The sequence below is a fragment of the Streptomyces sp. NBC_00210 genome (assembly GCF_045160975.1).
GTDB lineage: Bacteria > Actinomycetota > Actinomycetes > Streptomycetales > Streptomycetaceae > Streptomyces.
In genome coordinates this window covers 2,512,946-2,525,950 of record NZ_CP108120.1, presented here as the reverse complement: position 1 = coordinate 2,525,950, position 13,005 = coordinate 2,512,946, and the positions used below count along the sequence as shown (strand labels likewise).

Sequence of the window (13,005 nt, the reverse complement as noted above, 5' to 3'; positions counted from 1 at the left end):
CGGGGAGACGTCGGAAGTCGCGTCATCCTAGGGGCCGCGGCACGGTGGTGACCAGCGGTTATCCACAGGTGCGCGACGTCTGTCAGTGGTGTGGTGTGCAATGGATCGCGTGCCCGCGCTCGACGAACCCCTCAAGAAGACGCTCGGCCCCGCCACCGCGAAGGTGATGGCCGAGCATCTCGACCTGCACACCCTCGGCGATCTGCTGCACCACTATCCGCGCAGGTATGCGGAGCGGGGCGAGCTCACGCTCCTGTCCGAGCTGCCGCTGGACGAACACGTCACTGTGGTGGCACAGGTCGCGAGCGCGCGCGTGCTGACCTTCAGCGGAGCCAAGGGCAGGGGCCAGCGTCTTGAGGTCGTCATCACGGACGGCAGCGGTCAGCTCCAACTGGTCTTCTTCGGCAAGGGCGTCCACAAACCGCACAAGGATCTGCTGCCGGGCACCCGCGCGATGTTCGCCGGGAAGGTGTCCGTCTTCAACCGCAAGCTTCAGCTCGCCCACCCTGCGTACGAACTGCTCCACGGAGACAGCGACGAGGCCGTCGACTCCTGGGCCGGAGCCCTCATCCCGATCTACCCGGCCACCACCAAGCTGGAGTCCTGGAAGATCGCCAAGGCGGTCGACGCCGTGCTGCCCAGCGCCCGGGAGGCAGCCGACCCGCTGCCTGCGGCGCTGCGCGCGGGCCGCAGCCTCCTTCCACTCCCCGAGGCCCTGCTGAAGATCCACCGCCCGCACACCAAGGCGGACATCGCCGGCGCGCGCGACCGCCTGAAGTGGGACGAGGCCTTCGTCCTCCAGGTGGCGCTCGCCCGCCGGCGGTACGCCGACACTCAACTGCCCGCCGTGGCGCGCAGGCCCAGGCCGGACGGCCTGCTCGACGCCTTCGACGCCAAGCTGCCCTTCACCCTCACCGAGGGCCAGCAGAAGGTCACCAAGGAGATCTTCGACGACCTGGCGACCGAGCATCCGATGCACCGCCTCCTCCAGGGCGAGGTCGGCTCCGGCAAGACGATGGTGGCGCTGCGCGCGATGCTCACCGTCGTCGACGCCGGCGGTCAGGCGGCCATGCTCGCGCCCACCGAAGTCCTCGCCCAGCAGCACCACCGCTCGATCACCGAGATGATGGGCGAGCTCGCCGAGGGAGGGATGCTCGGCGGGGCCGAGCACGCCACCAAGGTGGTGCTGCTGACCGGCTCGATGGGCGCCGCCGCGCGCCGGCAGGCGCTGCTCGATCTGGTGACCGGTGAGGCCGGGATCGTGATCGGCACGCATGCGCTGATCGAGGACAAGGTGCAGTTCCACGATCTGGGGCTGGTCGTCGTGGACGAGCAGCACCGCTTCGGCGTGGAGCAGCGTGACGCGCTGCGCTCCAAGGGCAAGCAGCCGCCGCATCTGCTGGTCATGACGGCCACCCCCATTCCTCGTACGGTCGCCATGACGGTCTTCGGCGATCTGGAGACCTCGGTGCTGGACCAGTTGCCGGCCGGGCGTTCGCCGATCGCCAGCCATGTGGTCCCGGCGCAGGACAAGCCGCACTTCCTGGCGCGCGCCTGGGAGCGGGTGCGCGAAGAGGTGGAGAACGGCCATCAGGCGTATGTCGTTTGCCCCCGCATCGGCGACGGCGAGGACGAGCCGAAGAAGAAGTCCGCCGAGGACGAGGCCGAGAAGCGCCCGCCGCTGGCCGTGCTGGAGATCGCCGAGCAGCTTGCGGCGGGCCCCCTGAAGGAGCTGCGTGTCGAGGTGCTGCACGGCCGGATGCAGCCCGACGACAAGGACGACGTCATGCGCCGCTTCGCCACGGGCGATGTGGACGTCCTGGTCGCCACCACCGTCATCGAGGTCGGTGTGAACGTCCCCAACGCCACCGCCATGGTGATCATGGACGCGGACCGGTTCGGGGTCTCGCAGCTGCACCAGCTCCGCGGCCGGGTCGGCCGTGGCACCGCCCCCGGGCTCTGTCTGCTCGTCACCGAGATGCCCGAGGCCGCCCCGGCCCGGGCCCGGCTCGGCGCGGTCGCCGCCACGCTGGACGGCTTCGAGCTCTCCCGTATCGACCTGGAACAGCGCCGTGAGGGCGATGTGCTGGGCCAGGCCCAGTCCGGCGTGCGCTCCTCGCTGCGGATGCTCACCGTCATCGACGACGAGGAGGTCATCGCGGCCGCCCGGGAGGAGGCCGTCGCGATCGTCACCGCGGACCCGGATCTTGAGCAGCTGCCCGAGCTGCGTACGGCGCTGGACGCGCTGCTCGACACGGAGCGCGAGCAGTACCTGGACAAGGGCTGAACTGGCGTGAGAGCGATACGAGCGCACTGAACCTGAGCGACGGCCTATCGTTTAAGCACATCCGCTCGTTCAAGCACATCCGCCCTCCGGCTCGAAGGACTCAGACTCAGATGACCCGCGTGATCGCCGGTGCGGCCGGCGGACGCCGTATCGCCGTCCCGCCCGGCACCGGCACCCGCCCCACCTCCGACCGCGCTCGCGAGGGGCTCTTCTCCAGCTGGGAGTCGCTGCTCGGCACCTTCAGCGGCATCCGCATCGCCGATCTGTACGCCGGCTCCGGCGCCGTCGGCCTGGAGGCGCTCTCCCGCGGCGCGTCCCACGCACTCCTCGTCGAGGCCGACAGCCGCGCCGCCCGCATCGTCCGGGAGAACGTCCGTGCGCTCGGACTGCCCGGCGCCGAAGTCCGTGCCGGCAAAGCGGAACAGATCGTGACGGGTCCGGCCCCCGAGGCGCCGTACGACGTGGTCTTCCTGGACCCTCCCTATGCCGTCACCGACGACGATCTTCGCGAGATTCTGCTCACACTCCGCACTCAGGGCTGGCTCGCGGACGATGCACTCGCCACCGTGGAGCGCAGCACCAGAGGCGGCGAGTTCACGTGGCCACAGGGTTTTGAGCCACTGCGGGCCCGCCGTTACGGCGAGGGCACGCTTTGGTACGGTCGCGCCGCCTCTACGTGCGAAGACGCACGATGAACGGACCGGAGAGCGAGGGACTTCAGTTGCGCCGCGCAGTCTGTCCGGGGTCATTCGACCCCATCACCAATGGACACCTCGACATCATTGCCCGAGCCTCCAAGCTGTACGACGTCGTACATGTCGCGGTGATGATCAACCAGTCCAAGCAGGGACTCTTCACGGTGGAAGAGCGGATGGACCTGATCCGCCAGGTCACCGGCGAGTACGGAAACGTCGTGGTGGAGTCCCACCACGGCCTCCTCGTCGACTTCTGCAAGCAGCGCGACATCCCGGCCATCGTCAAGGGTCTGCGGGCCGTCAGCGACTTCGACTACGAGCTGCAGATGGCCCAGATGAACAACGGCCTCTCGGGCGTCGAGACGCTGTTCGTCCCCACCAACCCCACCTACAGCTTCCTCTCCTCCAGCCTGGTGAAGGAGGTCGCCGCCTGGGGCGGTGACGTCTCCCACCTGCTGCCTCCGGTGGTGCACGAGGCCCTGGTCCGGCGCCTCGCCGAGAAGTGATGAGCTGACAGCCCGTCACCCGGTGTCGGACGGGCGCCGACTGCCCGTACAGTCGTCCCGTCCGGCTCACATCAGGCAGAGAGTGGCGAACCACGGTGGACGTCCAGAAGAAGCTCGACGAGATCGTCGAGGCGCTCGGCAGCGCGCGGTCCATGCCGATGTCGGCTTCCTGCGTTGTGAACCGCGCCGAGCTGCTCGCCATGCTCGAAGAGGTCCGGCAGGCCCTCCCGGGCTCGCTGGCCCAGGCCCAGGAGCTGATCGGCGGCCGTGAGCAGCTGGTGGAGCAGGCCCGCCAGGAGGCCGAGCGGATCATCGAGACCGCCCACGCCGAGCGCGGCTCGCTGATCTCGGACACCCAGGTCGCCCGCCAGTCCCAGGAGGAGGCGGACCGTATCCTCGCCGAGGCCCGCCGGGACGCGGAGGAGATCCGCGCCGAGGCCGACGACTACGTCGACTCCAAGCTCGCCAACTTCGAGGTCGTCCTGACCAAGACCATCGGCTCCGTCGACCGCGGCCGCGAGAAGCTGCTCGGCCGCGGCCCCGGGCTGGACGAGCAGGGGTACGCCGACGAGGACGCCCCGGAGTACAGCGCGGACCCGCAGACGCTCATCCAGCGCGCCGACGAGTACGTCGACGCCAAGCTCGGCGCCTTCGAGGCCGTGCTCTCCAAGACCCTCGACGCGGTCGGCCGCGGCCGCCAGAAGCTGCACGGCCGCACGACCAGTGACGCTCTTGGCGAGCACATGGCCGCCCAGGACGCCGCGGGCGCGCAGCACCACGCGAGCGACGCCGACTATCTGGCCGGTCTCGCGGAGCTTGCCGAGCCCCAGGCGCAGGCGCAGGTCCCGGCCCAGCAGCACCAGTACCAGCCTCAGGCCGCCCCGCAGCCCCAGATCCCGGCCCAGCAGGATCCGTACGCTGGGGCCACCTCCCATGCCGGAGGCTATGGGGGACAGCCGCAGGATCCGTACGCCGGCTATCAGCAGGATCCGTACGCCGCGTACCAGCAGCTGGGCTACGACCAGCAGCTGTACGCCCAGCAGGACCCGTACGCCTACCAGCAGCCGGTGCCCGACCAGTCGCAGCAGCAGGTCCAGCAGCAGGGCGCCGCCCTCGACGAGACCAGCCTGTTCGACACCAGCATGATCGACCTGGAACAGCTCCGCCGTTACGAACAGGGGCGCTGAGCCCCGGCACCTCGCAGGCGCCGGGAAACACCGGATTGGGTCTCAGGCGGCCCGTCCAGTATCCTGGCTCTTCGGTCGCGCGTACTCCGGCGATCTTGGCTGCCCGTTTCGACTCCGAACCGGGACGGCCCCTCCCCACGATTCGAAAGCAGGAAGAGCCCTGAACGCCCGCCTCGACCACCGCAACCCCCTCGTGTTCGACACGCACGAGCTGGGCCGGCGTCCCGGCGCGCTCCAGCGGCTGACCCGCTCGGCGGATGCCCCCAAGGACTTCGGTATCGAAGGGGTCATCGGCGTGCCGGAAGGCGCGCCCGTGGAACTCGACCTCCGCCTGGAGTCGGTCATGGAAGGTGTGCTTGTCACAGGCACCGCCCGTGCGACGGCCGAGGGGGAGTGCGTAAGGTGTCTGGAGCCGCTGCGCCAAGAGGTCGCGGCGGACTTCCAGGAGATGTTTTCGTACCCCGACGCCGATGACCGGAGCCGCAGTCGCACTGCGGAGCCGGTCGACGACGCCGAGGACGAAGACAGGCTCTTTCTCGAGGACGGCCTGTTCGACCTCGAACCCGTGCTGCGTGATGCGGTGGTGCTCGCACTGCCGATGCAGCCGGTGTGCCGGGAGACCTGTGCCGGCCTGTGCCCCGACTGCGGGATCAGGCTGGACGAGAACCCCGGCCACCACCACGACGCCGTCGACATCCGTTGGGCGGCACTGCAGGGACTCGCCGAGACCATTCAGGACGGCGAGAAGGACAACATGGGCGGCGCCGAAGCGGGCGTCGACGAGAAGCAGGAGAAGTAGCCGTGGCTGTTCCGAAGCGGAAGATGTCGCGCAGCAACACGCGCCACCGCCGGTCGCAGTGGAAGGCTGCGGTCCCCACCCTGGTTTCGTGTGAGCGTTGCCAGGAGCCGAAGCAGCAGCACATCGCGTGCCCGAGCTGCGGCACCTACAACAAGCGCCAGGTCCTCGAGGTCTGAGCGGCTGGTGAGAGGCACGATGTCTGAGCTGTCCAATGCCAAGAAGCAGGCAGACGCAGTAAACACAGCCAACGCAGCCTCGTCCCACACGCTTCTGGAAGGGCGGCTCGGGTATCACCTCGAGTCCGCCCTTCTGGTGCGTGCGCTGACCCACCGTTCGTACGCGTACGAGAACGGCGGTCTGCCCACCAACGAGCGGCTCGAGTTCCTCGGGGATTCGGTGCTCGGCCTGGTGGTCACCGACACGCTGTACCGAACCCACCCCGACCTGCCCGAGGGCCAGCTGGCCAAGTTGCGGGCCGCGGTGGTCAATTCGCGTGCGCTGGCGGAGGTCGGCCGCGGCCTCGAGCTCGGCCTCTTCATCCGGCTCGGCCGGGGCGAAGAGGGCACGGGCGGCCGGGACAAGGCGTCCATCCTCGCCGACACCCTGGAAGCGGTGATCGGCGCGGTCTATCTCGATCAGGGCCTCGAAGCGGCGTCCGAGCTGGTGCACCGGCTCTTCGACCCGCTGATCGAGAAGTCCTCGAACCTTGGCGCCGGCCTGGACTGGAAGACCAGCCTCCAGGAGCTCACGGCCGCCGAGGGGCTCGGAGTACCGGAGTATCTCGTCACCGAGACCGGCCCGGACCACGAGAAGACCTTCACTGCTGCCGCCCGCGTCGGTGGTGTCTCGTACGGCACCGGCACCGGCCGCAGCAAGAAGGAAGCGGAGCAGCAGGCGGCGGAGTCCGCATGGCGGGAGATCCGTGCCGCCGCGGACGAGCGCGTGGCTGCCGCGAAGGCCGAAGCCGAGGCCTCGGCCAAAGCGGCCGAGGCCGAAGCTGCCGAAGCCGAGGCTGAGGCCCGGGTGGCGGCCGACGCGACCGCAGCTGATGGCGAAGGGGCCGCCGACACCCCTTCGGCCACTGGATCCGCGGACCGGGCCACTGCCTGAGTCCACGTTTCCGCTTTCGCCGGTGAGGCCCCTCGCTCCCCAGGAGCGCAGGGGCCTCACCGGTCTTGAGTGTCAGTGGCGAGAGGTACGCTGCGGGCGTCAAGGCGAGAGTGTGAAGGAGCCCCGTGCCCGAGCTGCCCGAGGTCGAAGTCGTACGTCGCGGACTCCAGCGCTGGGTCAGCGGACGGACGATCGCCGAGGTACAGATCCTGCACCCGCGTGCGGTCCGGCGTCATACGGCCGGCGGCGAGGACTTCGCGGCCCGCCTCAGGGGCCACAGCGTCGGCATCGCCCGCCGCCGCGGCAAATACCTCTGGCTGCCGCTCGCGGACACGGACGCGTCGGTCCTCGGCCACCTCGGCATGAGCGGACAGCTGCTCGTACAGCCCGAGGACGCCGCCGACGAGAAGCATCTGCGCATCCGGATCCGTTTCGACGACGGTCTCGGCACCGAGCTGCGCTTTGTCGACCAGCGCACCTTCGGCGGACTTTCGCTGCACGACAACACCCCCGAAGGGCTGCCCGACGTCATCGCGCACATCGCCCGCGATCCGCTCGACCCGGCCTTCGACGACGCGGCCTTCCACACCGCGCTGCGGCTGCGCCGTACGACGATCAAGCGCGCGCTCCTCGACCAGTCGCTGATCAGTGGCGTGGGGAACATCTACGCGGACGAGGCGCTCTGGCGGGCGAAACTGCACTACGAGCGCCCCACGGCCGCTCTCGCCCGCCCCCGCTCGGTCGAACTGCTCGGTCATGTACGGGACGTGATGAATGCGGCCCTGGCTGTCGGCGGCACCAGCTTCGACAGCCTGTATGTGAACGTGAACGGCGAATCAGGCTATTTCGACCGGTCGTTGGACGCGTACGGCCGCGAGGACGAGCCCTGCCGCCGCTGCGGCACCCCGATGCGCCGGCGCGCCTGGATGAACCGTTCCAGCTACTTCTGCCCGCGCTGTCAGCGGCTGCCGAGGCCCTCGCGCATCTCGTCGTAACGCTCCCGCGCCGCAAGCACCTCGGGCATCCGGCCCTCCACGAAGTGGATGAGACCCAGTAGCCGCTCGGCGACCTCATGCCCCAGTGGCGTGAGCTCATAGTCGACCCGCGGCGGGTTCGTCGGCTGCGCCTCCCGTCGTACGAGACCGTCGCGCTCCAGGGCATGCAGGGTCTGGGACAGCATCTTCTCGCTCACGCCGTCGACCCGGCGGCGCAGCTCGTTGAAGCGGAACGTGCTTTCGTGCAGTGCTCCGATCGTGAGGCTGCCCCAACGGCCGGTGACGTCCTCCAGCGTGCCGCGCGACGGGCAGTTGCGGGAGAACACGTCAAAGGCCAGGTCACCGTCCGGACAGACTCCGCTGCTCGCTTCCTTGGCGCTGGTCTCGCTGGTCTCCATACAGCAACCATACTCGCGTGCAGCGCTAACCGATGGGTTGCGCTTTCTAAAGGTTAGTGCTTCTCTGGGGTCACCAACGACGAGCACATCGCCTTCGAGGAGCCCCTACCGTGACCACGCCTGTTGTCTCGATCGCCTATCACTCCGGCTACGGCCACACCGCCGTCATCGCCGAGGCCGTCCGTGACGGTGCGGCCGCCGCCGGCGCCACCGTCCACCTCATCAAGGTCGACGAGATCGACGAGGCCCAGTGGGAGCTGCTCGACGGCTCCGATGCCATCGTCTTCGGGTCACCCACCTACATGGGGACCGCCTCCGGCGCGTTCCACCAGTTCGCCGAGGACTCCTCCAAGCGCTGGTTCACCGATGCCTGGAAGGACAAGCTGGCGGCCGGCTTCTCCAACTCCGGCTCCAAGAGCGGCGACAAGCTGAACACGCTGCAGTACTTCGCGACGCTCGCCGCCCAGCACGGCATGCACTGGGTGAACCTCGGGCTCAAGCCCGGATGGAACTCCACGGAGGGCTCCGAGCACGACCTCAACCGCCTCGGCTTCTTCTTCGGCGCCGGTGCCCAGACGAACTCCGACGAGGGTCCGGAGGGCGTTCACAAGGCCGACATCGCGACCGCGCAGCACCTCGGCGGCCGGGTGGCCCAGACCGCTCGTACGTTCATCGCAGGCCGGACGGCCGTCGCCGCCTGACCCCGTACGCGGCCGTACACAGCGGAAGGGCCCGGCACCTCGGTGCCGGGCCCTTCCGCTGTGTGCTGCGTTTATGTGCTGCGTTCTACGTGCTCAGAAGCCGAAGAAGTGACGCGGTGTCTCGCTGACCTGGAGCTCTTTCGGTGATCAACTCTGTGACCTGCGGCTTAGCCGTCGTCGGTTGTCAACGTTGGTCGCCCTCGGCTGCCTTCGGACGGCCCGGTGACGGCCCCACGTCCTCCGGTACGGGTGACCCACCCCGAGCCTACGGTCGGGTGCGGAGGCTAGAACCAACGTCCGCTCGCGAGCTTCCTGGTCTTTCGATCATGCAACCACCGGCTTCGCCGACTAGCGGACAAACGGCTCACGGGAGAATGCGGCACGGACACGCGGGACTTGAGCAGTCGCCCCGTACTCAGGTCGCGCATCCAGACAGCACCGGCAGAGTCAGTGAAGCTGACAGCCCAGGGAATGAACGAAACGAGGCAGTCTTCGTCTTGGTACCGGCGAGTCTTGGTGACGGTCTCTTCCCCGGGCCGGACAGTGCCCGCGACTCGGTCGGTGGCGAAGCTCGTCCTCCTTTGCCGGGGGGTAGTTCTGATCCACGCGTGCATACCTACGCCATGGATGGTGCGATCTGACACATTGAGCACATGGGTGACGAAGTGATCGTCCTCTAACTCCACCCAACAAATGAGCTTGAGGGCGTCTTCTTGCTCAGCCTTCTTACGGTCACGCAACAGGATGTGAAAACCAAGGAGGAGAGATCCGCCAGTCAGTAGGGCGCTGATCCAGTGGGGCACTGACCCCAAGTCGAGTGACGGCACGGACCGTAGTATGCCCCGTCTGCGTGAGGCTCGATTGCGGAAGTCGGCGGAACGGCTTTGGGCGGGAGCTGCCATGGGGCGAGAGATCATGGCCCCTTACGCTGGCCGCGAATCGGGCTGGCTCCTCGCCTGCCCGCAATTGCCCGATCGGGGCCATGATCTTGGAGGCTCGCCCCATGGTGGCTGCCTAAAGCCGTGGAGCCGACCGGCCCAGCCACCGCGGGCTACCGTCTCGCATTTGGTGCTCGCTCTAGCCGCGCGGCCGGCGGAGCCGGGGGCCGAGCGGGGCGAAGACAGGAGCGCAGCCCCCGGCGGTGAGCCGGGGCCGCGCGCGGCGAGCGGAGCGAGCCGCCTTTAATGAGGTAGAGAAACCTGTAACAGGCCCCGCGGGCATCAGGTCAGGTCGTACTCGGCCGTAAGCTGTCGGCCCGCCCCCATGAAGTCGGTGGCGTACTCCGTCACAGAACCATGCTGGTCCCAGTAGTAGTTGCTCATGGTTAGGGCGAGTGTGCCCGCCTCGACATCGAGCAGGATGGCCGCGTCATCGGGGACAGGTTGCAAGCACACAACGTCCCGCCGCCGCACGGCGCGTCGCCCGGTGCGATCTTCGATCAGGCCGAACGTCATCTTCGGCAGCTTCTCGGGAACGATCAGCTCGGGTGCGCTCTCGGCCAGTTCCCCTGGCAGCCATGATGTGGACAGAGTGATCACGCCCTCGTCGTCGAGATAACGGCGCTGGCGGCGGACTACTGCCTCTCCCTCCTCCACCCCAAGAGCCTCGGCGACTTCGAGGGGTGCAGACACGAGTCCGGCACTCACGATCTCCACGCGCTCGCCGGGGCGAAAGCCGCTACCGGTGGCCCGTTGAAGTTGCAGGCGGTCGGAACCGCTCGTCAGCTTGCGTCCGAGATCAACGAACGTGCCCTGCGTCGAGGAGCGTACGTACCCCTCCGCCTGAAGCTGCTTGATCCCCTTCGCGGCCGTGGCAGTAGCGACGCCCCACTCTTCGGCAACCTCGGCGATGGACGGCAGCTTGGTGTCCTGGGTGAGGACGCCGTCGACGATCTGCTGACGGAAGTGGTCCGCGATCTGCATGAACGGCGGCGCGGCCCGCTGGACTCGCGGTGTCATTTCTCCTCCTTCGAGCTCGCCTACTAGCTCGCAGAGAAGCCTACCCCTGAATGGGCATTGCCATCGCGTACTAGCACGCGTATACATGAACGTGAGCTAGTGCACGTTCGCCGGGGGCGGCGGCCTACCGCCAAGCAGAATCGCCGTCCCCGGCTCCCTCGAAGGGAGCTTCCATCATGCCCGCCACGCTCACTGCTTCACACACTGCTCTGACCCCGGCCACGGTGGCTGAACTGCCGCAGGTCTCGTTGATCCTCGCGCTGTACGCCTCGGACTACGACCGGGACCGTCACGCAGCCCCCGACAAGATCGCCGCGTTCATCATCGAGGGCGCGAACCGTTGGGGCCTGGAAGAGCTGATCGTTCGGACGTGCCGCCTGGTGACCTTCTGGCAGTACTGCGCCGACCGGGCAGCCACACCCGAAACGTGGTCCGCTCACCGGTCCTTGTTCGACGGCGACCGGATCATTCGTTGCTCCGGCGTCCTGGAGACTCGTCCCCGAGCTATCCGGCGGGCCCTGGTCGCCATGGCTGCTGAGGCGGTGTCCGCATGACTGCCTCGGTGATCGTCCCCCTCTCCGCTGCCGGGCAGGCTCCGGTGCAGCCTCCTGCGTTGCGGGCTCCGGATACGCCGCTGGGTCGGGCCCGGCTGGCGCGAGGCTGGTCGCAGATCAAGGTCGTGCGGGCGCTGATCCTCCTGGCCGATCACTGGGGCTGGGACATCGCGGCGGAGAAGTCGCTCAAGGTCTTCATGTCCCGCTGGGAGAACGACACCCACCGTCCCGGGCCGACGTATCAGGTCCTGCTCTGCACGATCTTCCGCGCGACCCCGGCTGAACTGGGCTTCACCCGTCCTGCGGCTGCGACCACGCTCACCGAGCGTGTGATGGCTCTGGAATCGGTGATTGACGATCTCACCGTGCGACTCGGGGCGGTGGCTGCGTGACCATGCCTGCTCTGTCTTCGGCGGCCGTGGCTGACACTGCGGCCGCCGTCGGCATTGATCCCATGACCCTCATCGACATGCTGCGGGTGGCCAACTCGCCTGGTTTCGAGCGCTGGCAGGAACAGGTGAGGCGGACCGGCGGCTGTGCCAACCCCATCCACTTGAGCGGTCACTCGCGGACTGTAGACACGCGGACGGGGGAGTTCTTCGAGTACTCCACCAGCAGTGAGCCGGGCGGAAGGCTGCGCATCGCGTGCGGCAACCGGCGTGCCTCGCGCTGCCCGTCGTGCGCCTGGACCTACGCGGGGGATACCTATCACCTGATCATGGCTGGCCTGGTCGGTGGCAAGGGCGTGCCCGCCACGGTGGCCGAGCGTCCCCGCGTCTTCGCCACCCTGACGGCTCCCTCGTTCGGCCCGGTCCACAACCGGCCCGACTCCGGCCGCTGCCACTGCGGCACCGCCCACCAGGAGGACGATCCCGCGCTGGGCACGGCCCTCGATCCGGCGACCTATGACTACACGGGTGCGGTGCTGTGGAACAACCACGCGGGAGCTCTGTGGCAGCGCTTCACCATCTACCTGCGCCGTGAGGTCGCCGCTCGTGCGGGTCTGACTCAGGCCGCGTTCAAGGAAGAGGCCCGGGTCTCGTTCGGGAAGGTCGCCGAGTTCCAAAAGCGCGGCGCGATCCACTTCCACGCCATCATCCGTATCGACGGACCGGACGGGCCCGAAACCCCGGCCCCGGCCTGGGCGACGATCGCGCTCCTGGATGATGCGATCCGGGCTGCCGCATTACGCGCTACGGTTCCGGTGGCGGCCGCCGGCCACTTCCCCGCCCAGACGCTGCGCTGGGGAACACAGCTCGATGTGCAGCCCATCGGCGCACTCGACGACAAGGCCGACGTGACCGAACAGGCCGTGGGCGCCTACGTCGCCAAGTACGCCACCAAGGCAGCCGAGACGACCGGCACCTTGGACCGCCGCATCGGAGAACTGCGGGAGCTGGATGGTCAACCCGAGCTGCCCGACCACACCCGGCGCTTGATCGAGGCCTGCTGGGACCTGGACGCGGACTATCCGGAACGGCTGCTCGCCCACTGGTCTCACATGCTCGGCTTCCGGGGCCACTTCTCGACCAAGACGCCCCGCTACTCGACCACCCTCGGAGCTCTGCGCGGCGCACGGGCCGACTGGCGCGCCCAGCAAGAACGCCGCGAACGGGGCCTGCCCGACCTCGACCAGGACGACGACACCGCCGAGGACACAACCCTGGTGCTCGCGCACTGGGAGTACGCAGGGCAGGGCCATACACCTGGCGAATCCTGGCTCGCAGCCTCCATCGCCCATGATCTCAAGCTCAACCGAGACACCGCCCGCGAAGCACTCGCAGAACTCCAAGACGACGTCGGGGAGTGGTGAAC

General features: G+C 68.4%; 14 protein-coding genes. 12 read left to right on the top strand and 2 right to left on the bottom strand.

Annotated features, from left to right (window positions below):
• Positions 1 to 100 precede the first annotated feature (100 nt).
• The 8 genes from recG (at position 101) to mutM (ending at position 7,579) form a co-directional block, all read left to right on the top strand.
• Positions 101 to 2,287 (top strand): ATP-dependent DNA helicase RecG, encoded by a 2,187-nt coding sequence (gene recG / locus OG729_RS11265; RefSeq protein ID WP_405805818.1) that lies wholly within the window; start codon positions 101 to 103, stop codon positions 2,285 to 2,287.
• A 110-nt stretch (positions 2,288 to 2,397) separates the two neighbouring features.
• On the top strand, positions 2,398 to 2,982 hold the full coding sequence (gene rsmD / locus OG729_RS11260; protein ID WP_360877513.1) for a 16S rRNA (guanine(966)-N(2))-methyltransferase RsmD: 585 nt from the start codon (positions 2,398 to 2,400) through the stop codon (positions 2,980 to 2,982).
• A gap of 26 nt (positions 2,983 to 3,008) precedes the next feature.
• Positions 3,009 to 3,488: a pantetheine-phosphate adenylyltransferase gene (gene coaD / locus OG729_RS11255; RefSeq protein WP_360877510.1), complete on the top strand. Its 480-nt coding sequence runs from the start codon at positions 3,009 to 3,011 to the stop codon at positions 3,486 to 3,488.
• 95 nt (positions 3,489 to 3,583) lie between these two features.
• Positions 3,584 to 4,675 (top strand): ATP synthase F0 subunit B, encoded by a 1,092-nt coding sequence (locus OG729_RS11250; RefSeq protein WP_405805817.1) that lies wholly within the window; start codon positions 3,584 to 3,586, stop codon positions 4,673 to 4,675.
• A gap of 193 nt (positions 4,676 to 4,868) precedes the next feature.
• Complete coding sequence (locus OG729_RS11245; protein WP_360877503.1) at positions 4,869 to 5,474, top strand: DUF177 domain-containing protein; 606 nt, start codon at positions 4,869 to 4,871, stop codon at positions 5,472 to 5,474.
• 2 nt (positions 5,475 to 5,476) lie between these two features.
• The gene (rpmF, locus tag OG729_RS11240; RefSeq protein WP_026165248.1) at positions 5,477 to 5,650 is read left to right on the top strand and encodes a 50S ribosomal protein L32; all 174 of its coding nucleotides are present in this window, start codon (positions 5,477 to 5,479) and stop codon (positions 5,648 to 5,650) included.
• A gap of 19 nt (positions 5,651 to 5,669) precedes the next feature.
• Positions 5,670 to 6,584: a ribonuclease III gene (gene rnc / locus OG729_RS11235; protein WP_360877499.1), complete on the top strand. Its 915-nt coding sequence runs from the start codon at positions 5,670 to 5,672 to the stop codon at positions 6,582 to 6,584.
• Positions 6,585 to 6,709: 125 nt separating this feature from the next.
• Complete coding sequence (gene mutM / locus OG729_RS11230; protein WP_405805815.1) at positions 6,710 to 7,579, top strand: bifunctional DNA-formamidopyrimidine glycosylase/DNA-(apurinic or apyrimidinic site) lyase; 870 nt, start codon at positions 6,710 to 6,712, stop codon at positions 7,577 to 7,579.
• Here mutM and OG729_RS11225 read toward each other — a convergent pair.
• Positions 7,543 to 7,977, bottom strand: a complete 435-nt coding sequence (locus OG729_RS11225; RefSeq protein WP_405805814.1) for a winged helix-turn-helix transcriptional regulator — start codon at positions 7,975 to 7,977, stop codon at positions 7,543 to 7,545. The genes mutM and OG729_RS11225 overlap by 37 nt on opposite strands.
• A gap of 110 nt (positions 7,978 to 8,087) precedes the next feature.
• On the opposite strand from OG729_RS11225, the gene OG729_RS11220 reads away from it, so the two are divergent.
• Positions 8,088 to 8,678: a flavodoxin family protein gene (locus tag OG729_RS11220; RefSeq protein WP_405805813.1), complete on the top strand. Its 591-nt coding sequence runs from the start codon at positions 8,088 to 8,090 to the stop codon at positions 8,676 to 8,678.
• A 1,220-nt stretch (positions 8,679 to 9,898) separates the two neighbouring features.
• Here OG729_RS11220 and OG729_RS11215 read toward each other — a convergent pair.
• Positions 9,899 to 10,636 (bottom strand): GntR family transcriptional regulator, encoded by a 738-nt coding sequence (locus OG729_RS11215; protein ID WP_405805812.1) that lies wholly within the window; start codon positions 10,634 to 10,636, stop codon positions 9,899 to 9,901.
• 176 nt (positions 10,637 to 10,812) lie between these two features.
• Between OG729_RS11215 and OG729_RS11210 the strand changes: the two genes are divergently transcribed.
• Genes OG729_RS11210 through repSA form a run of 3 tightly spaced genes read left to right on the top strand, consistent with a single transcriptional unit; the run spans position 10,813 to position 13,003 of the window.
• Positions 10,813 to 11,190, top strand: coding sequence for a hypothetical protein (locus tag OG729_RS11210; RefSeq protein WP_405805811.1), 378 nt, complete (start codon positions 10,813 to 10,815; stop codon positions 11,188 to 11,190).
• Positions 11,187 to 11,582, top strand: a complete 396-nt coding sequence (locus OG729_RS11205; RefSeq protein WP_405805809.1) for an XRE family transcriptional regulator — start codon at positions 11,187 to 11,189, stop codon at positions 11,580 to 11,582. The genes OG729_RS11210 and OG729_RS11205 overlap by 4 nt, the downstream gene beginning before the upstream one ends.
• 26 nt (positions 11,583 to 11,608) lie before the next feature.
• The gene (gene repSA, locus OG729_RS11200) at positions 11,609 to 13,003 is read left to right on the top strand and encodes a replication initiator protein RepSA (protein WP_405805807.1); all 1,395 of its coding nucleotides are present in this window, start codon (positions 11,609 to 11,611) and stop codon (positions 13,001 to 13,003) included.
• Positions 13,004 to 13,005 lie beyond the last annotated feature (2 nt).

What these genes read in the sequence shown, in the direction of transcription:
- recG (WP_405805818.1), top strand. Translation starts at nt 101, where the DNA reads ATGGATCGCGTGCCCGCGCTCGACGAACCCCTCAAGAAGACGCTCGGC.
- rsmD (WP_360877513.1), top strand. Translation starts at nt 2,398, where the DNA reads ATGACCCGCGTGATCGCCGGTGCGGCCGGCGGACGCCGTATCGCCGTC.
- rnc (WP_360877499.1), top strand. Translation starts at nt 5,670, where the DNA reads ATGTCTGAGCTGTCCAATGCCAAGAAGCAGGCAGACGCAGTAAACACA.
- OG729_RS11225 (WP_405805814.1), bottom strand. Translation starts at nt 7,977, where the DNA reads ATGGAGACCAGCGAGACCAGCGCCAAGGAAGCGAGCAGCGGAGTCTGT.
- OG729_RS11215 (WP_405805812.1), bottom strand. Translation starts at nt 10,636, where the DNA reads ATGACACCGCGAGTCCAGCGGGCCGCGCCGCCGTTCATGCAGATCGCG.
- OG729_RS11210 (WP_405805811.1), top strand. Translation starts at nt 10,813, where the DNA reads ATGCCCGCCACGCTCACTGCTTCACACACTGCTCTGACCCCGGCCACG.
- OG729_RS11205 (WP_405805809.1), top strand. Translation starts at nt 11,187, where the DNA reads ATGACTGCCTCGGTGATCGTCCCCCTCTCCGCTGCCGGGCAGGCTCCG.